The organism is Nocardia sp. IFM 10818 (assembly GCF_054655275.1).
Genome location: NZ_BAAHJH010000001.1, coordinates 2,761,207 through 2,782,857, shown reverse-complemented (window position 1 = coordinate 2,782,857; position 21,651 = coordinate 2,761,207). Strand labels below are relative to the sequence as shown.

Genomic DNA, 21,651 nt, shown 5'->3' with positions numbered 1-21,651 from the left:
CGTTCCCGGCCCCATCACCCGCCCGCAATGCTGCGGACGAGTTCGGTGACCGCGGCGCGGACCGAGCCCACCCTGATCGTCCACCGGTCTCCCGACAACTTCAACCGGACCACCTCGGTGCCCTCCGGACCGGAGATACCGAGGAAGACCGTGCCGACCTCACGACCGTCCTGCGGATCGGGCCCGGCGACACCGGTGAGCCCGACGCCCCAATCGGCTCCACAGCGGGTGCGGGCGCCGACGGCCAGCTGCTCCGCGGTGCTCGCGGCGACGGGACCGTCCGCGGTGAGCGTGTCGGTGCTCACACCGGCGAGAGCATGTTTGAGATCGGTCGCGTAGACGATCAGTCCCCCGCGCAACACGGTGCTCGCGCCCGGAATTCCCGCAATGGTCGCGGCCAGCAGTCCGGCGGTCAGCGATTCCGCGGTCGCGATGGTCTGACCCGCGGCGCGCAGCGCGGCCACCAGGTCGGCGGCCGGCGCGAGCGAGGTCAGCGGGTCGGGCGACCCGAGCGGGGTGAGACGGACCTCAGGCGGCACGGCTGCCGCCGGGCGAGCCGAACCACAGCCGGGCCGCCTGCACCACGTAGTCGAGGCCGGTCACCACCGTGAGCACCACCGCCACGTACATCAAAGCCATTCCGGCGGTGGCGAATCCCCCGGACAACGGCAGCAACAGCACCGCGATCGCCACCGACTGGACCAGCGTCTTGAGCTTGCCGCCGCGCCCGGCCGGGATCACGCCGCGGCGCACCACCGCCAGCCGCAGCAGGGTGATGCCGAGTTCGCGGGCCACGATCACCAGGGTCATCCACCAGGGCAGATCGCCGAGCATGGACAGTCCGATGAGGGCGGCGCCAATGAGCGCCTTGTCCGCGATCGGATCGGCGAGCTTGCCGAAATCGGTGACCAGACCGTACTTCCGGGCCAGCTGCCCGTCGATGCGATCGGTAATGGCGGCGACGCCGAACAGCGCGGCCGCGGCCCAGCGCCAGCCGGTGTCGTGCCCGCCGCCGGCGAACAGCGCGGCCAGGAACAGCGGCACGATCAGGATGCGCAGGATGGTCAGCACATTCGCGATGTTCATCAACGGCACGGCCGCGGTCTCCACCACGCCCGCCGATTGCGGTACCGCCGCCAATCCCGGTCGCTGGGGACCGGCATCGGCCCAGCGACCATCCCACTCGTCACGCTGCACCGTCACCAGCGCCCCCACCGGCCGCCGAACCGGCCTTGGTTTCCGGACCATTCCGGTATGCGGGGGAGCTGGATGTGCGACACACCGCCAAGCCTATCGGTACCGGGGCCGACTACTGTGCACCCCATGACAACACGGGCACCTCACAGCGGTTCGATCGACGGAACGACGGCTACCCAGCCGGTCGTCCGCCGCGCCCGAACCTCTGACGTGCCCGCGATCAAGCAGCTCATCGACATCTACGCCGGCCGGATCCTGCTGGAGAAGAACCTCGTCACGCTGTACGAGGCGGTCCAGGAATTCTGGGTGGCCGAGAAGGACGGGCAGATCATCGGCTGCGGGGCGCTGCACGTGCTGTGGGCCGACCTCGGCGAGGTGCGCACGGTGGCGGTGCACCCGGATATCAAGGGCACCGGGGCCGGGCGGCTGCTGGTCGAGCAGTTGATCGCCGTCGCGCGCGAACTCCAGCTGAAGCGGCTGTTCGTGCTCACCTTCGAGGTGGAGTTCTTCACCCGGCACGGCTTCGTGGAGATCGACGGCACCCCGGTGACCGCCGAGGTCTACGCCGAGATGTGCCGCTCCTACGACACCGGCGTCGCCGAATTCCTCGACCTCAGCTACGTCAAGCCCAATACGCTCGGGAATACCCGAATGCTGTTGACGCTCTGATTCTTCGACAAGTTCCCCCGACCGGAAAGAGCCATCAGTGCCGATCTTCGCCGTCCACTACACCTACACCGAGGCCACCGTCCCGGCGCGCGCCGAGCATCGCCCCGAGCACCGGGCGTTCCTGAACAACCTCGTCGACCAGGGCATCGTGCTCACCAGCGGCCCCTACACCGACGGCCTGGGCGCGCTCATCCTGTTCCAGGCCCCGGACGCCGAGACGGTGCACAAGCTCCTCGACGAGGATCCGTTCCAGCGCGAGGGCCTGGTCGAGGCCCGCCGGGTCGCCGAATGGCAGCCGGTGATGGGCGCTTTCGTGTCCTGACGAGCCGTGCGGCCCGCGGCCTCAGGCCGCGGCGCCGTACAACCGGGCGCGGGAGCGGGCCAGCTGCCGCTTGCCGACCAGCCTCCACAGCACCTTGACCGGTGCGGGCAGCTCGGCGAGGAACAGCTTCCGCTCCTCCGGGGTGGCGAGATCCAGAATGTTGCTCAGCGTGAGCAGGCGACGACTCTTGTCGACGCGGGCCAGACCGTGCTGCCCCAGCTGCGCCCATTCCGCCGCGGTGACGTGCCGGGCCACGATGGGCAGCAGCTCCGCCTCCTCGGCCGCCATGTGCGTCTCCAATTCGGCGCCCAACTCCTCGAGCTTGGCCGCCGTGTCCTCGCGATAGGCCAGCGGATCGGCCGCCAGCTGCGGCAGCAACGCGGTCAGCTGCTGGACCAGCTCATCGACCCGTTCGTGCTGGTCCACCATGAGCTTCACCCGCTCGGCCTCCTCGGGCGCGCGCTGCTGCACCAGCGGCCACAGGATCTCGTCCTCACCGGTGTGGTGAATATGCAACCCGTCCAGCACATTCCGCAGATGCTCGGTCACCAGCCGAACCCGCTCCCCCGCGCCGGGCCGTAGGGCCCGCACCAGGGCGGGCGCGGTCGCGAATTCACTGCGGAAGGTCCGATGGATCACCGCCATCTGCCCGATCGCAGGCCCCTGTTCACCGTTCGCGGCAGTCACCGTCGCACACTCCTGTCAATAGCTCCGAGTTAGCAGTCGAGATGGTGACACGAGCCGGCGCCGGCGCCGTCACAATCGGATCACCGCCGAATAATCGCCCCGCTCGGAAGCGCCCGTTAACGATGAGGGCGGCGGGCGACCGACTACACCGCTCGGGCGATGCCGAGGACCGCGGAACCGCCGTCGGCGAAGCCGATGTGTGCGCGCAGCGGGCGGAGTTTCCGGCCGAGTGGGACGAACAGGTTGGACGGCCCCGTCTAGAGGATGCGGATCAGCCAGGCGGCGGAGATCACCGTGGAGACGCCGCCGATGCGGGTGGAGATCTGGGCGAAGGGCATGAGGACCATGGGGCTGGCCGCGGAGAGGATGGCCACGTCGCCGGTGCCGCCCAGGCCGCTGTGACAGACGGTGACCAGGGATGCGTCGACCGGGTACATGCCGATGGCGCGGCCGATGAGGAATCCGGTGGCCGCCATCGACAGGACGACCGCCGTGCAGGCCAGGATGTAGCCGGGTGCGAGGACTCCGATCACGTTGGCCAGTGGGAGGTACAGCATGCCGAGACCGATCATGGTCGGGTAGATGAAACAGCGCGAGATGATCGAATACACCGCTCGCGCATCGGCTTCCGCCTCGGCGGGAAACAAGTCGAACGCCTTGCACAACACCGAGAGGATGATCACCAGTACTGGGGCGGGCAGCGGAATGACCAGTTCCAGGAGCGTGGCGAGGACGAACAGGCCGGTGATGGTGAGCACGCCGAAGGCGTAATTCGGTTCGCGTGCAGCGGTTTCGGCCGGGGCTGCGGACAGTGCCGGGTCCGGTGATTTCACCAGTTGCCCGCCGCCGTCCAGCGCCGGGCGGCGCTCGCCGAGGCGGCGCAGCAGGCCCGCGGTGACGATGGCGACGATATTGCCGAGAATGGCGGCCGGAATCAGTTCGGCCACATAGCTTCCCGGCTCCCCGCCGAGCGCCGCGGCATAGGCGGAGGACAGCGGGCTGACGCCCTCGCCGATGCCGCCGCCGATGATCGGCGCCACGATGTAGAACAGGGCGCGATGGAAGTCGTAGCCGAAGGCCATGGCCGTGCCGAGTCCGGCGGCCACCGCGACCGTGGTGCCGGCGATCAGCGGCGGGAAGATGCGGACCAGGCCGCCGGTCATGAGTGTGCGGCTCATTCCCAGAATGCTGCCGACCACCAGGGTGCTGATCACGAAGTACAGCCAATTCGCCTGCTTCATCGCCACGGTGACCGCATCGAGGGTGTTCTGCTCGAATGCGCCCAGGTACACCCGGATCGACGGCACCATGAGGCAAACGAGCGCGCCGCCACCGATTTTCGAGACGATCGCAGGCGGTTGCCGAGCGGCCCGAGCAGCGTGCCCAGCCCGACGATCACCGCCAGTCCGCCGATCATGTTCTCCGGGACCGCGTCGAACCTGCCCGCGATCAGGACGATGGCGGTGAGTCCCACCGGAACGATCAGCGGACACCGTCGAGCCGCGGCAGCCCGCGCCGGAAGGTCCTGCCGGTCTTGTCTTTCAAGCTCATGTCAACTCGCAGGCTGTTCCAGGCGGGCGCAGATCGCCTTGCCGAGCGATTCGGTGGTGCCGACGCCGCCCATATCCGGTGTCAGCGCGGCATGACCTTGTGCGAGCACCGCTTCCACCGCGGACAGCATGGCAGCGGCGGCCTCGTGCTCGCCGACTCCATATCCGAACAGCACGACGAACTCCGCGGCCGGGTCCAGCTGCGGTCGACCATCGGGCTGGGCCGGGCGCATATCGCCGAACTGGTCGCCGAATTCGTTGCGGTGCATCCCAAGATCCATATCGATCTGGAGTTGTCCTCGACACCGCTCAATATCGCGGGCACCGGATTCGATATCGACATCCATGTCGGCACACTGCACGATTCCCGGCTCACCACCACGCGATTGTGCCGGAATCGCCGAATCGTGTGCGCATCAGCGGAATACGTGCGGCGCCACGGCCTGCCCGCCGGGCTCGCCGAATTGGAGCAGCACAATTGCATCGTGCTGAAGGAGAACGACAGCGACTATTCCCTCTGGCGATTCGCCCCCGACGGGACGGAAACCGCCGTCCGCGTGGCCGGCAACCTCGTCAGCAACGACGGCGATGTCATCACCCGCTGGTGCTTGGAAGGACGCGGCTTGATCATGCGCTCCCTCTGGCATGTCGGCCCGCTGCTGGACAGCGGCGACCTGATCCAGGTCCTCCCCGGCATCCCGACCCCCAGCGCTGACATCCACGCCGTCTACGCGGTCTCCCCCGCACTCCCCCGCCGCACCCGCGCCGTCATCGACCACCTGAAACACGGTCTGCAGGAACGCATTCCCGACCCGCAACCGTGACGGCGGCCGAATTGGACTTGCGTCAGGGTCGCCACGACTGGGAGAGCGAGCTGAAGCCATCGATCGGCGGCAATGCCAGCACCAGCGACGTACCCACGTTCTGCCCCAGTGGCTTTCGCGGTTCCGGTCGCCGTCGCTCAGGCGGCGCCGGACGGATTCCCGGTTCCGCGCAATGCCTTTCGGTCGACCTTGCCGGTGGCATTGCGCGGAATCTGTGCGACGAGGGTGATATCGCGCGGGCGCTGAAATCGGGCGACCTTGTCGTGCAGGAAGTCTCGAAGTTCACCCGGGTCGAGGTGATGCTCCGGGGCGAGCACCGCGAAGGCGGCCAGCCGCTGGCCGTATTCCGCGTCGTCCACGCCGATCACCGCGACGTCGGCCACGGCCGGATGGGTTGCCAGGACGTACTCCACTTCCTGCGGATACACGTTCTCGCCGCCGGAGACGATCATGTCGTCCTCCCGGCCCACCAGGAACAACCGCCCGCCGGCGTCCAGATAGCCCATATCGCCGCTGCTGATCCGCCCGTCCACCCGATCCTTGTTGCCGCCGCCGGAGTAGCCGGAGAAGCCGAGATCGCCGCCGACGAAGATGCGGCCGACCGCCCACGGCGGCAGTTCACGCCCCGTATCGTCGAGAATGCGCACTTCGACGCCGGTCACCGGGCGGCCCACCGTACCCGGTGCGACCCGTAGATCCTCCGGGGTGGCCAGTGCGCCGATGCCGACTTCCGAAGAGCCGTAACCGTTGTAGAGCACCTCGCCGAAGACGGCGGTGAATTCCCGTGCGAGGGCGGGGCTCAACGGGGCCGCACCCGACAGGGCCACCCGCAGCGACGACAGGTCGTACCGCTGCCGAGTCGCGTTGGGCAGAGCCAGGATTCGCTGCATCATCACCGGCACCCCGGCGAACATGTCCACCCGATGCCCGGCAATCGCCGCCAGCGCGGTCTCGGCGTCGAACCGCCTGTGCATCACCAGCTTTCCGCCCAGCGCCAGCCCTAGTAGCACTACGCCCAGACCGAATCCATGGAACATCGGGATGCCGACCGCAATCACGCTGCCGGTCCGCAGCCCGGTCCGGTGCAGGATGCTCGCGGCGGTGCCCGCGATCATGGACAGACCCGGCCGGCGCGGCACCCCCTTCGGCGTACCGGTGGTCCCGGAGGTCAGAATCACCAACCGCCCCACCGGCATCCGCCCCAGCGGCCGATACCCGCGCCGCACCCACCCGTCCACCGTGACCGATCCGCCCGGCGCGGAGCCCGCTGCCTGCCCAACGGCGGTCACTTCGCCCGACACACGGCCTGTTGCCGCCTCCCCTTCACTCGCCTCCCGCACGACCGGGTGGCTCGCGGACGCCTGCCGAACGGCCACCTCCCCCGCCACCGTCCAGCCGGTCTTCGTCCGACCCGCTGCCCACTGACTGTTGGTCACCCGATGCGCGGTCGCTCGGCTCGCCGGTGCCGAATTCCCCACGGCCTCGGCCGGTTCGACTGGGGCGGCGCCGAAAGCGAGCACGAGCGGGCCGGCGTAACCGGCCGCACGCAGGGCGGCCTCGAATTCGGCGTCGCAGATGATCACCCGCATTTCCTGGCGAGCCAGTGAGCGGCGTAGGGCTTCGGTGTGGAAGTCGGTGTTGAGCAGAATCACGTCGGCGCCGGTCGCCATTGCCCCGAGCAGTCCGGCGACGGAGTAGCGGCTGTTGCGGCACATGACCGCGACCGCACCGCCCGCGCCGACGGCGAATTCGTGGTGCAGACCGCTCGCGACGGCATCGATCCAGGATGCGAGGTCGGCGTAGGTGAGTGCGCCGAGGTCGTCCACGAGGGCGACGCGGTTCGGCCAGCGGGCGGCCGACAATGCCGCCAGCAGTGGGGCATTCGGGGATTTCGAGGCGAGTGCGCGACCCATCCGGAGCGCGGACCGGGGACCCACCGGGCGCAGCAGCCGGGATTCGGTCAAGGCCGTGCCGACAGCGAGACCGGTTTCCAGCATCGTGTTCGCCTTCACTGCGGGCTCCCCGCGGTCGCGGCGTCGGTGTCGCGGGTGACGCGCGCCCAGATCCGCATGAAGGCGTCCAGTGGCCCGGGCAGCGCCGCGGACAGCACATCGGCGGGCCACACCCACCAGGGCGCGATCGAACGAGGTTGCCGGACGATGGCTTTGGCGACGATATCGGCGGCCTCGGCCGGGTAGAGGCCCGGCAGTGCGCGCATGATCGGGGTCGGTGCGCTCATCCGCGTATAGATCAAGGCCATGTAGACCGTGGACACCGTCACGCCGTCGGCGTGCAATTCCGGTGCCACACTGCGCAACCAGACGTCGAAGGCGCCCTTGGAGGCTTGGTACGCGCCCCAGCGCGGTCCGGGTGCGATCCGGACGCCGATGGTGGAGATGTTCACGATGTGCCCGCGCCCGGCCTCGCGCATGGCCGGCAGCAGGCCCAGCAGCAGCCGGATCGGGCCCAGGTAGTTGACGCCGATGGTGCGTTCGAAATCGTGGAACCTGTCGTATTGCAGGTGCAGTGAGCGGCGCATGGACTTGCCCGCATTGTTGACGATCACATCCAGCGCGCCGTGGCGCTCGGTAATCGTTTTCGCGAGCTCCCCCGCCGCCACCTCGTCGGTCAAGTCCGCCGGGTACGCGAATGCCGTCCCGCCCGTCGAATCGATCTCCGCGGCAAGGGCTTCCAACCGCTCGGCGGTGCGCGCCACCAGCAGCACGGTCGCCCCGGCCGCGGCGAGTTCTCGGGCGGTGGCCTCCCCCAGCCCGTACGAGGCGCCCGTCACCAGTACGGTCTTGCCGGATACACTGCGCCGCAACGCTTCCGCGTCCCGCAGCCGCGAAGGGTTCACCACCCGGTCCAGGGCTCGCCGCGCCAGCTCGGCGGCCGGATGAACGCCATTGTTCATACTTGTCTCTCCTGCTCCCGCGGGCTCCGCAGGCCCGCCGTGAACGTGCGCGCGGTGAAGCGCACGGTCTCCTCCCACTGGTGGGCGTGCAGGTAGTGGCGCACGCTGGTGAAGTGATCGGCCAGCCCGGTCATGACCGCCCACAGCATGGTCACCACCAGACCCGGATCCGCCTCCGCCGCAGCGGTTTCCGCGATGCGCAACCGATCGACCGTCCGCAGCACCAGGTCGTAGATCCGCGCGGCGGCCACGAGCAATTGCCCGCCCACCTCTTGGTCCAGCTCGACCTCACCCGCGAGCACCGCCCAGATATTGAGCTCCTGCCCGTAGATCCGGTACATCTCGAGATACTCGGTGCACATGGCGACGAACAGATCCTCCGCGTCGTCGCACTCCGCGCACAGCGGTTCGACCTTGTCGGCGAATTCGGCCAGCCGCGCCGCGTACAACGCCGCGTACAGCGCCTCCTTGGTCGCGAAGTAGGTGTACACCGTGCCGGGACTGATCCCGGCGCCCTTGGCGACATCGCGCATCTGCAGGGCCGCGTACCCCCGGTCGGTCAGCAATCGCCGCCCGGCCTCGAGAATATCGACCCGCCGAGCCTCCCGGTCACCCCACTTCGTGGCCATCTACCCGCCATTCTGAACACGGTTCAAATTGAACACGGTTCAGAATGCGCCCGCCGGCACTGCCTGTCAAGGACGACGTTTGCCGCCATCCGGCCCACATCGCCTGCCGCACATCACGGCGGCACTCAGGGGAACGTGGCCATGACCATGTCGACGGCACGGTTCAGTTCCACCGCAGAGGCGCCGCTCGCCGCCTGGACGGCGAGACCATAGGTGGTCGCCCAGATCGATCGAGCGAGAGCGTCGGCATCGATATCCGCGGGGAACTCGCCCGCGGCGCGGGCACGGTCGAAACGATCCCGGAGAGTCGCGTGCGCCGCCTGCCGCCGGGCCGCCAATTCCGAACGCACCGAGTCGCTTCCGGGCCCGGTGGCCAATGCGCCCTGGACGAACAGGCAGCCGCGCGGTTCCGAGGTGGTGAGCGCGACCGCACCGCGCATGAGCGATTCGGCCGTGGCGCGGGCCGTCGGCTCGGCGAGCGCACGGCCGACATAGCCGGCCGGCCCCGCCTCGTAGCGATCGACCGCCCGCAGGAACAGGGCTTCCTTGTTGCCGTATGCGGCATACAGGCTGGGCCGGTTGATGTTCATCGCCGCCGTCAGGTCGGACAGGGCGGTCCCCTCGTAGCCCTGCCGCCAGAAGACCCGCATGGCGCGATCGAGCCGCTCATCGATATCGAACTCGCGTGGTCGTCCAGTGGTCACCGCTCTCCCTTTGCCTTTCTGTACCGATAAGTATATTACTAGAAGAGTTCTATACCTTTCAGTACACAATGAGTGGAGACTCGGATGAACATCTCGCTGGACGGCAAGGTCGCGCTGGTCACCGGCGGCTCGCGCGGACTCGGAGCGGCCATCGCCAAGGCGCTCGCGGAGGCCGGAGCCGATGTGGCGATCAGTTCAACGTCCATGTCCGGCAAGGCTTCCGCGGTGGTGAGCGATATCGAGGACAGGGGCCGGCGGGCGCGCGCCTACCGCGCCGACCAATCCGATCCGGCGCAGGTCGCCACACTGATCGAGTCGGTCGTCGCCGACTTCGGCCGCCTGGACGTGCTGGTCAACAATGCCGGGGTCATCGAATCCGGAACACTCGGCGAGGTCACGCCCGGCCACCGCAACCCGGTCTACGACGTCAACCTGGGCGGGGTCGTCAGCGCGACCCGCGCCGCCGCCGCGGTGCTCGCCGACGAGGGCCGCATCATCACCATCGGCTCCACTCTGTCCGCCCGCACCGGCACCCCCGGCATGGCCGACTACGCCGCATCCAAGGCCGCCGTCATCGGCTACAGCAAAGGCGCGGCACGCGACCTGGCGCCCCGCGGAATCACCGTCAACGTCATCCAGTCCGGCGCCTTCGCCACCGACATGAATCCCCCGGACGGCCCCACCTCCGATATCCAGCGCTCCTGGAACCCCATGGGCCGCTACGGAAAGCCCGAAGAGCTGGCGGCCGGGGTGGTCTTCCTGGCCAGCCCCTCCGCCTCCTACATCACCGGCGCCGTCCTCACCATCGACGGCGGCGCCCTGGCCTGAGGGCGCCACCCCCTCCCATGAGACCGCTCGATAATTCGGTTTCGCAGCCGAATCCACGGTGCTACCTTCGGTATACACCAACCGATACGACCAGGAAGGTCCACTCCATGTACGGGCAGCCCCGCACCCAGCGCCAGCGCTGGATCGACGGCGCCCGCACGTCCGGCGCCCTCCTCGTCGTACCCGGCTTCCTCCGTCAGCGAATTCGCAGCGGTCCCTAAGGGTCTACGTCCCAGACCCCTCAGGGCCGCATCCGGCAATACGCCTCGGAGCGGCCCTTTTTCATACCCGTCCTTGCCCCCCGCGCGTCTCAATGGCGAGTAGATGTCAACGGCGACATCAGCGCGGATCACATGCCCGTAGCTCAGCGGAGAGAGCGCTTCGTTGCGAACGAAGAGGCCGGAGGTTCGATTCCTCCCGGGCATACCATCTTTCGATCGATGATTCATGATTCACGGTGTGAACGCCCAGTCTTGACTCGAGTGAATCGATCTGATTCGATCTGAATCATCATGGTTCCAGTGAATCAGCCCGCGGAGGGCACGGCTACGGCGGCGGACGCCGCCGCGGATTCGGCTGCACGGCAGTCACATCCGCGGCAGCAGTTGGCTGCCGAGTTGCGCCGGTTGCGGGGGGTGGCTGGGATCTCCGGGCGGGAGTTGGCCAAGCGGGTCGGGATCAGTCAGTCGACGCTGTCGCGGATCGAGGCCGGCCATGCGGTCCCGCCGCTACCGCAGGTGCTCGACTGGGCCGAGGCGGTTGGGGCGGAAGAGGATTCCCTGCAGTTGCTGCGCACGCTCACCGAGGCGGCGCATTCGCCCGAGGTACAGGACTGGGCGGCCTCGCTCGCGGGTCGCGCGCATTTGCAGGACGATGTGCGGGCGTTCGAGGAGGACGCGCTGGTGGTGCGGAATTTTCAGCCCGCACTGGTGCCGGGGCTGCTACAGACCGCCGACTATGCGCGCCGCGTGTTCGCCACCTTCGATCCGCCCTATACGCCCGACGCTCTGGCGGCCGCACTGGCGGCGCGGCTGGATCGTCAGCGGGTGCTGTACGACCCCGCGAAGCGCTTCGAATTCCTGATGACCGAAGCGGCCCTGCGGTTTCGGCCCGGTCCGCATCGCATGCTGCTCGCCCAGCTGGACCGGATCATTTCGATCGAGACCCTCGATTCGGTCAGCATCGGGATTATTCCGCAGGATATCGAGGCGAGCACCACGATTCCGCACGGTTTTGTCATCTACGAGAACGAGGACCACGCGCTCGCCTCCGCGGAGCCTATTCCGGGCAACATGGTCACGCGCGGCCCCGAACTCGTCGACGCCCATCGCCGCCGCTGGGCGGCTTTGACTCGAATGGCGGTGTTCGACAGCGATGCCCGCGTATTTCTCGCCGGACTCCGGGACGAAATACACCGCATCGCAACCAATTGACCTGATTCCAGCGGCCGCACGAGGGGTCGGCCGCACGTGGGGTGGTGGTGTCGCAGCGAATTCGCTGCGACACCACCTGCCCGTCAGCCGCCGAAATCGAATTCGCCGGCCCGGACACCCGATGTGAATGCTCGCCACTCGGATTTCGTGAACCACAAGGTCGGGCTGTGCCGATCCTTGGAATCACGCACCGCGATCCGGCCTTCGTGGTAGGCAACCTCCACGCAATCGCCGCCGCCATAGCTGAAGCTGCTCTTGGCGAACCTCGGACCGCGACGCTCCCCGCGAACCATATTGCAGTTCATGGCATTCATTCCTTCCCCCGGAGGACCACTCCCCATGGCCCTTCTCCTATATCGCTTACGACGAACACAGTGCTATCCGAACCACCAGTCGCGCAACTGAATTCGCCTGGCCCCGCGCGCCGGCACATCGAAATGCTCATGAACGCAACTCTACGGCGACCCACCGACAAACAATCGCCGCGCACGAACCGCAGCCAGGGGGCCCGCCTGCTACAGACGAGTCACCACATGGCTACCTTGTGGCGGCGCCCTCGGAAACCGTTTTACCGGGCGAAAACCCTACTGCCGTACCTGTGTTCCGCCGCCCTGCCGCCGATCCTGTACGCGCTGGGCACCGCACCCGGATATCGCCGGGCTGCGCGTCGATCCCGTCGACGAGATCGGACCAGTCGGCCGGGGGCCGGAACCCGGCCGCGGGCCCGATCTCCTTGCGGCCCTTCGGAGCCGCGGCGAAGTCCGCCCCGAAGTTCACGTTCACCAGCACCACCGGCAGCTCGCGCTTGCGGAACGCCTGCGCGAGTTCGGCACAGCGCGTGACGACTTCGGCGCCGGAGTTCGGCACGGCGGGCGAGGCGACGATGCCGCGCTGCAGATCCACGAGCACGAGCGCGGTATTCGGATCCGGGGTGGTCAGAGCCATGGTTTCAATGTCCTTTGCTGCCGGAAGGGTCCGCGGCCGACAACCGGTCGAGCAGCGCCAGCGCCTCGGCGATCGTCGCGCGCTCGGCATCGGTGTACCGGTCGAGCAGGGCGCGGGTCAGCCTGTTCAGTTCAGACTGCATATTTCGTGTCAGTGGGCATGTCAGAGGTCTGTCAGGCCGCTGTCAGTCGCGACCCCGACAGTGTGTACATCGAGCTCGACCGGAACCCGCACCGCGGACGGCCGAAACCACAACTCACACAAAGGAGTACACATCATGTCCACCATCACCCTGACCGACCAGGACAAGAGCACCATCCGCATCGCCGCGTACGGCGCCGTCTCCCTGCTCTCCGCCACCGGCTCGGCACACAAGGCCTCCACCGCCGGTTGCATCGCCCTGAACTCCGCGACCGGACAGGTCGGGTACGTGCTCGCGGCCAAGTCGCGGGACATCAAGCTGACCGGGAAATCCGTTGCCGAGCTCGCCGATCGGGTGCTGCCGGCCCTGACGGCGTCGGTGCGCCTGCTGCAGCAGCAGGACCCGGGCGAGGCCGCCAACTTCCGTACCACCGTCCTCGTGGCGATCGATGCCGCAACGCAGGCGGGAAAGAGCCCCATCGGACCCGCCACGACCGAAATGGTCCACAAGATCACCGCGGCCCTCGACGCCGCGTGAGAGGCGGGTCGCACGGTCGCAGGCCCTCATGGGGCCCTCGCCTGGGCCCCGTCCACCTTTCCGGTCCCGCGCACCTCAGCGTGGAGTAGATGTCAACGGCGACATCCGCGCGGGCCGAACGCCGGTGGGTCGGCCAGGCTTCTGCGACAGCCGAATGATGCCGGGCGGACGCTCGTTGTGTCCGGTCCGGATTCGGACACCTGTTCGTCGGCACACTCCTGATTACCAGTATGTCCCAACGTATTTCCGGTGGATGGTTCCGCCGTCCCGCCATCGCCGGTTGACGGCGAGACTCCGCTGAATGGCCGGATCCGGCCGAGTTCATGCCGTGACAGCCGCCACACAATTGATGGCTAACTTTTGGCAACATATTTCGCGGCGGCGCCGATACGGCTAGCGAGCACGGGTTGTGCTCATGTCCATTCCGGCGCGGGGGCCGGTGTTCGCGGATGCCTTGGCGGAGAGGCACGGTTGCCGTGCGTGTAGAGAACATCGATCTGGAACTGACGGTGGACTGGGTCCTGCGCGACCTGTCCGCCGCCGCGCTGCGCGGGGTGGCGCGCACCGCGGAAGCCGAGCAGATCCAATGCCGGCCGCCGATCACCATGCGCACACTGCGCAGCGCCAACGGGCTGGCCCGCTATCAGCATCGACTGGAGCGCATCACAGCCGAGCTGACGGCCATTGTGGAGGTGCTGGAGCCGACCGGGCGGCCGGACTGGGAGCAGGAGGCCCGGGCCTACGCCGAAATCGGTTCGGCCTGCATGGATCTGGCGTACCAGGTCGAGCACCTGCTGCTGTCCACCGGTGAGCAGGCGGGACGGTGGGCGGTGCGGCTGGTGCACACCGCCCACCGGCTCGACGCCTATCTCAGACCGGGGGCGGTCGCCGCGGCCGCCCAGCGCAGCTATCACGCCCTGTTCGACACCGTCCTGCTGGAGGGACGCGGCCGGCTGCTGTCCGGATCCGTGGCCGACGGGTGAGGGAACGGCGGTAACGGACGGCGCTGGCGGTTCAGCCGTCGCCGGGCTCCTCATCCGAGGACGGGGGTTCGCCGTCACCGCCGCGGATGGTCCAGAGCAGGCCATCCAGTTCGTCCGGCTTGATGAGCACGTCGCGGGCCTTGGAGCCTTCGCTCGGGCCGACGACGCCGCGGGTCTCCATGAGGTCCATGAGACGACCGGCCTTGGCGAAGCCGACGCGGAGCTTGCGCTGAAGCATTGAGGTGGAGCCGAATTGGGAGGTGACGACCAATTCGATGGCCTGCAGCAACAGGTCGAGGTCGTCGCCGATATCCGGGTCGACGTCCTTCTTCTCGCCCGCCTTGGCGGCGGTGACGCCCTCTTGGTAGTCGGGTTCCTTCTGCTCCTTGGTGAATTCGACGACGGCGTGGATCTCCTCGTCGGAGATGAAGGCGCCCTGCAGGCGGGTGGGCTTGTTGGCGCCCATGGGCAGGAACAGGCCGTCGCCCATGCCGATGAGCTTCTCCGCGCCCGGCTGATCGAGGATGACCCGGGAGTCGGTCAGCGACGAGGTGGCGAAGGCCAGGCGGGACGGGACGTTCGTCTTGATCAGACCCGTCACCACGTCCACCGAGGGGCGCTGGGTGGCCAGGACCAGGTGAATGCCTGCGGCGCGGGCCTTCTGGGTGATGCGGACGATGGCGTCCTCGACATCCCGGGGGGCCGTCATCATGAGGTCGGCGAGCTCGTCGACGATGGCGAGGATGTACGGATAAGGGCGGTACACCCTTTCGCTGCCGAGCGGGGCGGTGATCTGGCCGGACTTGACCTTGCGGTTGAAGTCGTCGATGTGGCGGACCTTGTTGGCCTGCATGTCCTGGTAGCGCTGCTCCATCTCCTCCACCAGCCAGGCCAGGGCGGCCGCGGCCTTCTTGGGCTGGGTGATGATGGGGGTGATGAGATGCGGAATGCCTTCGTAGGGCGTGAGTTCCACCATCTTGGGGTCGATGAGGATCATGCGGACCTCATCGGGGGTGGCGCGCTGCAGCAGCGAAACCAGCATGGAATTCACGAAACTCGACTTACCCGAACCGGTGGAGCCCGCGACCAGCAGGTGGGGCATCTTGGCCAGGTTGGCGGAGACGAATTCGCCCTCGATGTTCTTGCCCAGGCCGATCAGCAGCGGGTGGTGATCGTTGCGGGTGGAGGGGGCCTTCAGAACGTCTGCCAGGCGCACCAATTCGCGGTCGGCATTGGGCACCTCGATGCCGACCGCCGACTTGCCGGGAATGGGCGCGAGCAGGCGCACGTTCTCCGTCGCCACCGCATAGGCGATATTGCGGGCCAGGGCGGTGATCTTCTCGACCTTCACACCGGGACCCAGCTCGACCTCGTAGCGGGTGACCGTCGGGCCGCGCACGAAACCGGTGACCGCCGCGTCGATCTTGAACTGCACCAGCACCTCGGTGATGGCCTCGATCATGGATTCATTGGCGGCGCTGCGCTTCTTGGGCGGATCGCCATCGGTGAGCAGGCTCAGCGGCGGCAGCTGATAGTCGCCGTCGACCTCGCGGTCGGCCACGAACTCCAGCTGCTGCGGCTCCGGCGGCGGCGGGGTCTGGTCGACGACCTTGGGAGCGGGCTTGCGCGGCTTGGGCTTCGGCGGCTCCTTGGCGATGTCCTTGGCGTCCTGCAAGGGCGGCTCACCGATGATCTCGGTGGCCGCGTCCGAACCGGGGAACTCATCGGCCGGATAGTTGTCCGCCGGGCTGCGACCGCGGCGGCGGCGCACCTCGGGGCGGTGCAGCGGGAAGCCGTCCGCGTCGTAGTTGGCCGGATCGTAGAGGCCGTCGGAATAGCTCTCGTATTCGTCGCCGCCGCTGGCGGTGCCGAAGATCTCGCGCATGCGCTCCGGGACCTCGCGCACCTTGGTGCCGGTGAGCAGCAGGATGCCGAACACAATGGCCAGCAACAGCAGGGGCACCGCCAGCCAGGCGCTCAACCCGTCCCGCAGCGGACCGCCCATGACATAGCCGACGAAACCCGCGGCGTGCGCGCGGCCGTGCGCATCGGCAGGCGCGCCCGCCGCCAGATGCCACAGGCCCAGAATCGGCAGTCCGGCCAGCAGACCGCCCAGCACCAGGCGCGGCCGGATCTCCGGATCCGGCTCGGTGCGCATGAGGATCACCGCGACGGCCACCGCCACGAAAGGCAGCCCGGCCGAAGCGGATCCGGAGATCGCGCGAATCGCGGTATCCACCCAGTGCCCGACCGGACCGCCCGCGGACAGCCACACCGCCGCCGCGATGATGAATGCGAAGGCCACCAGGGCCAGCGCGATCCCGTCGCGCCGATGCCCGTGCTCGATATCCCCCGCCCGGCTGATCGCCCGCGTGCTCGCCCCCAGCCCGCGCGCCAGCATGTTCCAGCCGCCGCTGACCGTCCGGGTGACCACCGCCAAGGGCGCGGTATCGGACTTGCGCCGCGGCGCCGGACGCCGTCGCGCGGGCGCCTTGCGCGCCGCCCCGCCCGGACGGCCCGCACCGTTCGCGCGTCCTCCCGCAGCCGTGCGTGGAGTGCGCGATCCGGACCGTGCAGAGGCCTGCCCCCGCGCCGATCCCGCTCGCGACCGTGATGCTGCGGTACCGCGGGACTTACCTGCCATGCACCTCAGGCTAGCCGCAACTGCCCCATGCGGACCATCCGCAACACCCGACCCACACATTCCAGACATGTGGTGATGGCAACGCCGACCCCCGGTCGGCAGGGGAAATTCGGGGGGGCCGAGCCCCCGAACCCCTAGAGAGGAAGAACTTTGGGGGCAAGCCCCCAAACCCCCCGAGACATGACGGCGGCTGGTCTCGGAATCCGAGCCGATTCCAGGGCGCCAGGACCGGCCCCGCCCCGTATCCACACCGCTGCGCCCGAACCCCGGACACAGTCGGCGGCGTGAGCAGCGCGGTCCCCGGTCCGACAGCGGCGGAATCCCGCGTGACAGCGGCGGAACGCTCGCGGCACAGCGGCGCGTCCGCTGCGCGTTTGTCCTAGCACGTTGGGCCGGGCTCAGTGGGCCGCCGCCAATGGCAGCTTCCGGTCGGGGGTCGGGGTGGGGGCGAGGAGGGCGGACCAGCGGGTGAGGGTGGTGTGGAAGTCGGGGATTTGGGTGGCGGCGGCTCGGTAGCATTCGGCGGCGTCGACATTGCGGCCGAGGCGGCGGAGGGCGGTGTAGCGGACCAGGAGGTTGTGGGTGCCGACCAGGCCGAGGTGGCCGGCGCGGGTTTGTTCGGCGCGTTCGGCGTGGTGGGCGGCTTCGCGGAGGCGGCCGGCGGCCAGGTGGTTCTGGGCGGCGCGGGCGTGGACGGCGGATTCGAAGCGGGTGCTGCCGGCGCGGCGGGCGGCGTGCAGGGCGGCGTCGAAGAGGCGGGCGCCGAGATCGTCCTCGCCTTCGCTGGACAGTACGCAGGCGGCTTCGGTGAGGGCCCACATGGCATTGAGGCGGGTGCCGGCGTGACTGTCGCAGACGACGGCGCGGGCGGCCGCGGCCAGGGCGTCACGGTTGCGGCCGGCGGCCGAATGGGCTTGGGCGAGGAAGGAATAGGCGATGCGCACGCCTTCGGGGCTGACGCCGCGCCGGAAGAGGTGCAGGGCGGTGGCGAAATGGGTGGCGCCGCGGTGCGGGTCCTGGTCGTAGAGGGCGAGGATGCCGGCGAAGACATTGGTGGTCCCGGCGACCCAGGGCTCGTTCTCCGGATCGGCCTCGGCCAGCAGCCGCCGCAGGTGGGCGGCGGCGCGCTCGGGGGCGCTGAACTCCACGACCAGGGCGAAGACCAGCGCGAGCCGGGCGCGGCGGGCCGCGACCGCATTGCCGTCGCCCTCGATGGCGCGGATCAGCTCCTCGAGGGCCTTCTCGAGATCGACGGTCGCATCACCGGCCAGCATGGTCTCCCCCACCGCCAGGGCGAGATCGGCGGCCAGCGCGCGATGCTGCGCGGTGCCCGCGACGGCCATCCGGTACAGCGCGACCAGATTGCGCCGCTCCACGGTGAGGAACTCGAGGGTGGCGTCCAGATCGGTCAGCCGCGTGCCCGGATTCGCCGTGGGCGCCAGCCGCAGGCGCAGGCCCGGATGACGCACGCGCAGCACGGTTTTCACGGTGGCCAGATAGTAGTCCAGCAGCCGCGCGGTGACGTCGACCTCGGCGGCCTGCCGGCCGATGGCGAACAGGCGCATGAGGTCGTGATAGTGATAGCGCCCGCGGCCGATGGTCTCGAGCATGCCGCGATCGACGAGCTCCTCGCACAGGTCCTCGGCCAGCGGCTCGATGGTGTCCAGCACCGCCGCGGTGGCCGCCAGCGGCAGATCCGGCAGATCCGCCACGGCCAGCAATCGGAAGGCGCGGGCGGTGCTCTCCGGGAGCTGTTCGTATCCGGCCCGGAACGCCGCGGTCAGCGCCAGGTCGCCGACGCGGAAGCGATCGAGGTCATGGCGTTCGGCCGCCAGCCGGTCGGCCTCGGAGACCAGGGTCCACCGCGGCCGGGCCGCGACCCGGGCCGCCACGATGCGGATCGCCATGGGCAGCAGCCCGCACAGTTCCACGATGCGATGCGCGGCATCGAGATCGCCCATTACCCGCCGGGCCCCGGCGATCCGCGCGAACAGTTCGACGGCCTCCTCGGATTCGAGCACCGTCAGCGGAATCGCGTGCACGCCCGGCAGCGCGGTGAGCGGACGCCGCGCGGTCACCAGCACCGCGCACCCGGATTCCCCGGGCAGCAGCGCCGCCAGCTGCGCCGCGTCGGCGGCATTGTCGAGCAGCAGCATCATGCGCCTGCCGCTGATGGCCGAACGGAACAGCGCGCCGCGTTCGGCGACGCCGACCGGCACATCGCGCTGCGGTACGCCCAGGGCGCGCAGGAACGCGCCGAGCACGTGTTCGGGATCGGCGGGTTCGCTGCCCGCGCCGCACAGGTCCACATAGAGCTGCCCGTCCGGATAGCGATCCCGGATCCGGTGCGCCACATGCACCGCGAGGGCCGTCTTCCCCACCCCGCCCATGCCCGAGATGGCCACGATGGGCGGATCCGCGGGCCCGCCGAGCACGGTGCTCAATTCGCGTACCAAGGCGTGGCGGCCGGTGAAATCGGCGGTGTCCGGCGGCAATTGGGCCGGTCGCGGGGCGGCGGCCGGAGCGGGCGCGGCGGCGGGCAGTTCGTCGGCGAGGATCTGCCGGTGCAGTTCCAGCAGCACCGGCCCGGGCTCGATGCCCTGCTCGGTGACCAGCAGCCGGCGGATGCGCTGGAATTCGTCGAGGGCCTCGGTGCGGCGCCCGGCGCGATACAGCGCGGTCATCATGAGCGCGCGCAATCGCTCGCTGTGCGGGTCGCCGGTGATGAGCGCCTCCAGATCGGCGATGGCGCGGGAGTATTCGCCGCGCTGCACCGCGATCTCGAGGAGGTCTTCTTCCAGCACCCGGTGCAGCCGCCGCAGCCGGGCGCGCTCGGCGGCCGCCCAGGGGCCGGGCACCCCGCTCAACGGGTCGCCGCGCCACAGCCGCAGCGCGGAGCGCACCAGGGTGTCGGCCTGTTCCAGGTTTCCGGCGGCGCGCGCCCGATCGGCGTCGGCGCGGACGGCGTCGATGCGATCGCTATCGAGGTCGACCGGGCCTTCCAGGCGGTACCCGCGCGACTCCGAGAACAGTTGCACCGCACTCGCGGCCAGGGTCTTGCGCAGCGCCCAGGCGTAGTTGCGCAGCGCGCCGACCGCCGAGGTGGGCCGGTCCCCACCCCAGATGCCGTCGATCAGCTCCTCGACCGAGACCGCGCGCCCGCGGGCGCAGACCAGCATGACCAGGGCCGCCTGCTGTTTGGGTGGCATGGGCGCGGTGGGCACGCCCGCCGACCCGAACTCGACCGGTCCGAGAACCGCCAGTTGCCAAGACATTGCCTACCACCTCATCACAGCACGGGCCTCCGCCGTTGTCCGGCGGCGACCGCTCATCCCGCGAAAGCAACCGTTCGGCTCAGGAAAGCTACCGTTCGCCGCATGATCGTTTCATGATCGGACTGGTTATTACCAGTCGAGCTGGGAAGATCGTCTCAGATTCTGGAAGTCATACACTGCGGTCGAGTGCGTACACGGCGCGCACATCATCCGGGTCCCCGGTGGCCTCGAGGCGGACCTCATTGCGGCCGAAGGCGTGCAGCAGCAGCTCGGACGGCGGTCCGGCGAGCACCACGGTGCGGTCACCCTTGTGGTGCGCGATCACCCGGCGGCCGCCCGGCGTCGCGAGCGCGACGGTAACGGGCGATTTGCGATACGCCATGCGCGCCAAGCCGACCAGAACCTTCCAGAGCCGGTCCTCATCGGCGGCGGCCAGCTGCCGCGGTTCCCAGCCCGGTGATCCGCGCCGGACGTCCTCGTGATGGACGAACATCTCGGTGAGATTCATGAGTCCGTCGACCGGGCGCAGGTACCACGGCGGCCCGCCGCGCACCTCGTCGAGCAACTGTTCGAACGGCCGCTGCGCCACCTTGCGCTGCACGTTCTCGAGATGACGCGCAAAAGGCTCGAGCATGATGCCCGGCGCGGCATCGGGGCGGCGTTCACGGACGATCAGGTGCGCGGCCAGATCCCGGGTGGTCCATTCCCCGCACAGGGTGGGCGCGTCCGGCCCCACCTCGGCCATTGTCCGCACCAGGGCCTGGCGTTCCCGTTGGGCCAAAGTCATACCCGAACCCTAACCGGACATTCCGGCGGCGTACACGGGCGCGGACGTTAAGGAAACCGCACGGTCGGCGATAAGCGCCGAATTCGATCATGGAGCGGTCCCACCGGTTGGCGTCAACCAATCCGGGTCGGTAGCTTGATCACTCGGTCCATCGGGTCGTGGACCCAATAATTTGAGAAGGGCAATACCTTGAAGAAGATCGTCTCCGGCGCCGCCGCGATGGTCGCGGTCGCCGGCTCCCTGCTGGTGGGCACCGCGGCTCCGGCCAATGCTTATGTCGACAACTGGGGCGCGGTCGCGCTGTCCCCCTCCACGGGCCATGTCGGCTACTCCTGGGACGCCCCCAGCCGCGAGAACGCGAAGAACGCCGCGTTGAGCGAATGCCCGTTCTCCGACTGCAAGATCGTGGCCAGCTTCGCCAACGGCTGCGGTGTGATCGCCTTCTCCAACCGCGCCGGGCTCTACACCTACGGTGCGGCGTACTCGAAGTCGGCCGCGCGTGCGGAGGCGCTGAACCGGAACCGGTCCGACGCCTACATCTACCACTGGAACTGCACCAGCGGCTACGACCTGTAATTCCG

Annotated in this window: 23 protein-coding genes and 1 tRNA gene; 9 read left to right on the top strand and 15 right to left on the bottom strand. The window is 68.9% G+C overall.

Features of this window, described 5'->3' with window-relative positions; all coding sequences use genetic code 11:
• Positions 1–14: 14 nt before the first annotated feature.
• Both ACYQ5L_RS12790 and pgsA read right to left on the bottom strand, forming a co-directional pair.
• A complete protein-coding gene (locus ACYQ5L_RS12790; protein ID WP_459957565.1) occupies positions 15–539 on the bottom strand; it encodes a CinA family protein in 525 nt (174 codons plus the stop codon).
• Positions 529–1,203, bottom strand: coding sequence for a CDP-diacylglycerol--glycerol-3-phosphate 3-phosphatidyltransferase (gene pgsA / locus ACYQ5L_RS12785; RefSeq protein WP_459957564.1), 675 nt, complete (start codon positions 1,201–1,203; stop codon positions 529–531). Before pgsA ends, ACYQ5L_RS12790 begins: the two co-directional genes overlap by 11 nt.
• A 120-nt stretch (positions 1,204–1,323) precedes the next feature.
• On the opposite strand from pgsA, the gene ACYQ5L_RS12780 reads away from it, so the two are divergent.
• Both ACYQ5L_RS12780 and ACYQ5L_RS12775 read left to right on the top strand, forming a co-directional pair.
• Positions 1,324–1,866: an amino-acid N-acetyltransferase gene (locus ACYQ5L_RS12780; RefSeq protein WP_459957563.1), complete on the top strand. Its 543-nt coding sequence runs from the start codon at positions 1,324–1,326 to the stop codon at positions 1,864–1,866.
• A gap of 37 nt (positions 1,867–1,903) precedes the next feature.
• A complete protein-coding gene (locus ACYQ5L_RS12775; protein ID WP_379198218.1) occupies positions 1,904–2,188 on the top strand; it encodes a YciI family protein in 285 nt (94 codons plus the stop codon).
• A 21-nt stretch (positions 2,189–2,209) separates the two neighbouring features.
• On the opposite strand, the gene ACYQ5L_RS12770 is transcribed toward ACYQ5L_RS12775, so the two are convergent.
• From ACYQ5L_RS12770 to ACYQ5L_RS12760, 3 genes are all read right to left on the bottom strand, one after another.
• On the bottom strand, positions 2,210–2,875 hold the full coding sequence (locus ACYQ5L_RS12770) for a hemerythrin domain-containing protein (RefSeq protein WP_459957562.1): 666 nt from the start codon (positions 2,873–2,875) through the stop codon (positions 2,210–2,212).
• 257 nt (positions 2,876–3,132) lie between these two features.
• The gene (locus ACYQ5L_RS12765; protein ID WP_459957561.1) at positions 3,133–4,185 is read right to left on the bottom strand and encodes a 2-hydroxycarboxylate transporter family protein; all 1,053 of its coding nucleotides are present in this window, start codon (positions 4,183–4,185) and stop codon (positions 3,133–3,135) included.
• A 242-nt stretch (positions 4,186–4,427) separates the two neighbouring features.
• Positions 4,428–4,694, bottom strand: a complete 267-nt coding sequence (locus ACYQ5L_RS12760) for a hypothetical protein (protein ID WP_459963683.1) — start codon at positions 4,692–4,694, stop codon at positions 4,428–4,430.
• Here ACYQ5L_RS12760 and ACYQ5L_RS12755 point away from each other — a divergent pair.
• Positions 4,587–5,249, top strand: a complete 663-nt coding sequence (locus ACYQ5L_RS12755; protein WP_459963416.1) for a LysR substrate-binding domain-containing protein — start codon at positions 4,587–4,589, stop codon at positions 5,247–5,249. The genes ACYQ5L_RS12760 and ACYQ5L_RS12755 overlap by 108 nt on opposite strands.
• Positions 5,250–5,386: 137 nt before the next feature.
• Here ACYQ5L_RS12755 and ACYQ5L_RS12750 read toward each other — a convergent pair whose 3' ends face one another.
• From ACYQ5L_RS12750 to ACYQ5L_RS12735, 4 genes are all read right to left on the bottom strand, one after another.
• On the bottom strand, positions 5,387–7,261 hold the full coding sequence (locus ACYQ5L_RS12750; protein ID WP_459957560.1) for an AMP-binding protein: 1,875 nt from the start codon (positions 7,259–7,261) through the stop codon (positions 5,387–5,389).
• Entirely contained in the window at positions 7,258–8,163 is a 906-nt protein-coding gene (locus tag ACYQ5L_RS12745; RefSeq protein WP_459957559.1) for an SDR family NAD(P)-dependent oxidoreductase, read from the bottom strand. Before ACYQ5L_RS12745 ends, ACYQ5L_RS12750 begins: the two co-directional genes overlap by 4 nt.
• Positions 8,160–8,792, bottom strand: coding sequence for a TetR/AcrR family transcriptional regulator (locus ACYQ5L_RS12740; RefSeq protein WP_459957558.1), 633 nt, complete (start codon positions 8,790–8,792; stop codon positions 8,160–8,162). The genes ACYQ5L_RS12745 and ACYQ5L_RS12740 overlap by 4 nt, the downstream gene beginning before the upstream one ends.
• 125 nt (positions 8,793–8,917) lie before the next feature.
• Positions 8,918–9,496, bottom strand: coding sequence for a TetR/AcrR family transcriptional regulator (locus tag ACYQ5L_RS12735; RefSeq protein ID WP_459957557.1), 579 nt, complete (start codon positions 9,494–9,496; stop codon positions 8,918–8,920).
• Between the two features lie 84 nt (positions 9,497–9,580).
• Between ACYQ5L_RS12735 and ACYQ5L_RS12730 the strand changes: the two genes are divergently transcribed.
• The 3 genes from ACYQ5L_RS12730 to ACYQ5L_RS12720 all read left to right on the top strand — a co-directional run bounded on the left by ACYQ5L_RS12730 (position 9,581) and on the right by ACYQ5L_RS12720 (position 11,757).
• Positions 9,581–10,324 carry an SDR family NAD(P)-dependent oxidoreductase gene (locus ACYQ5L_RS12730; protein WP_459957556.1) on the top strand — a complete coding sequence of 248 codons (744 nt, stop codon included), beginning with the start codon at positions 9,581–9,583 and terminating at the stop codon, positions 10,322–10,324.
• Positions 10,325–10,677: 353 nt separating this feature from the next.
• Positions 10,678–10,753, top strand: a tRNA-Arg gene (locus ACYQ5L_RS12725).
• An 83-nt stretch (positions 10,754–10,836) separates the two neighbouring features.
• Positions 10,837–11,757, top strand: coding sequence for a helix-turn-helix domain-containing protein (locus tag ACYQ5L_RS12720; protein ID WP_459957555.1), 921 nt, complete (start codon positions 10,837–10,839; stop codon positions 11,755–11,757).
• 83 nt (positions 11,758–11,840) lie between these two features.
• On the opposite strand, the gene ACYQ5L_RS12715 is transcribed toward ACYQ5L_RS12720, so the two are convergent.
• The 3 genes from ACYQ5L_RS12715 to ACYQ5L_RS12705 all read right to left on the bottom strand — a co-directional run bounded on the left by ACYQ5L_RS12715 (position 11,841) and on the right by ACYQ5L_RS12705 (position 12,844).
• On the bottom strand, positions 11,841–12,050 hold the full coding sequence (locus tag ACYQ5L_RS12715; protein WP_459963415.1) for a DUF397 domain-containing protein: 210 nt from the start codon (positions 12,048–12,050) through the stop codon (positions 11,841–11,843).
• A gap of 244 nt (positions 12,051–12,294) precedes the next feature.
• On the bottom strand, positions 12,295–12,702 hold the full coding sequence (locus ACYQ5L_RS12710; protein ID WP_459957554.1) for an isochorismatase family protein: 408 nt from the start codon (positions 12,700–12,702) through the stop codon (positions 12,295–12,297).
• 4 nt (positions 12,703–12,706) lie between these two features.
• Entirely contained in the window at positions 12,707–12,844 is a 138-nt protein-coding gene (locus ACYQ5L_RS12705; RefSeq protein ID WP_459957553.1) for a hypothetical protein, read from the bottom strand.
• A gap of 135 nt (positions 12,845–12,979) precedes the next feature.
• On the opposite strand from ACYQ5L_RS12705, the gene ACYQ5L_RS12700 reads away from it, so the two are divergent.
• Both ACYQ5L_RS12700 and ACYQ5L_RS12695 read left to right on the top strand, forming a co-directional pair.
• Positions 12,980–13,381, top strand: a complete 402-nt coding sequence (locus ACYQ5L_RS12700; protein ID WP_459957552.1) for a hypothetical protein — start codon at positions 12,980–12,982, stop codon at positions 13,379–13,381.
• A gap of 476 nt (positions 13,382–13,857) precedes the next feature.
• Complete coding sequence (locus tag ACYQ5L_RS12695; RefSeq protein WP_459957551.1) at positions 13,858–14,364, top strand: hypothetical protein; 507 nt, start codon at positions 13,858–13,860, stop codon at positions 14,362–14,364.
• A 31-nt stretch (positions 14,365–14,395) separates the two neighbouring features.
• Here the strand turns inward: ACYQ5L_RS12695 and ACYQ5L_RS12690 are convergent, their stop codons facing one another.
• From ACYQ5L_RS12690 to ACYQ5L_RS12680, 3 genes are all read right to left on the bottom strand, one after another.
• The gene (locus ACYQ5L_RS12690) at positions 14,396–17,077 is read right to left on the bottom strand and encodes a DNA translocase FtsK (protein ID WP_459957550.1); all 2,682 of its coding nucleotides are present in this window, start codon (positions 17,075–17,077) and stop codon (positions 14,396–14,398) included.
• A 329-nt stretch (positions 17,078–17,406) separates the two neighbouring features.
• A complete protein-coding gene (locus ACYQ5L_RS12685) occupies positions 17,407–20,283 on the bottom strand; it encodes an AfsR/SARP family transcriptional regulator (protein WP_459957549.1) in 2,877 nt (958 codons plus the stop codon).
• Positions 20,284–20,452: 169 nt separating this feature from the next.
• The gene (locus tag ACYQ5L_RS12680) at positions 20,453–21,070 is read right to left on the bottom strand and encodes a TIGR03085 family metal-binding protein (RefSeq protein WP_459957548.1); all 618 of its coding nucleotides are present in this window, start codon (positions 21,068–21,070) and stop codon (positions 20,453–20,455) included.
• 189 nt (positions 21,071–21,259) lie between these two features.
• Between ACYQ5L_RS12680 and ACYQ5L_RS12675 the strand changes: the two genes are divergently transcribed.
• Positions 21,260–21,646 carry a DUF4189 domain-containing protein gene (locus ACYQ5L_RS12675; RefSeq protein WP_459957547.1) on the top strand — a complete coding sequence of 129 codons (387 nt, stop codon included), beginning with the start codon at positions 21,260–21,262 and terminating at the stop codon, positions 21,644–21,646.
• Positions 21,647–21,651: the final 5 nt, after the last annotated feature.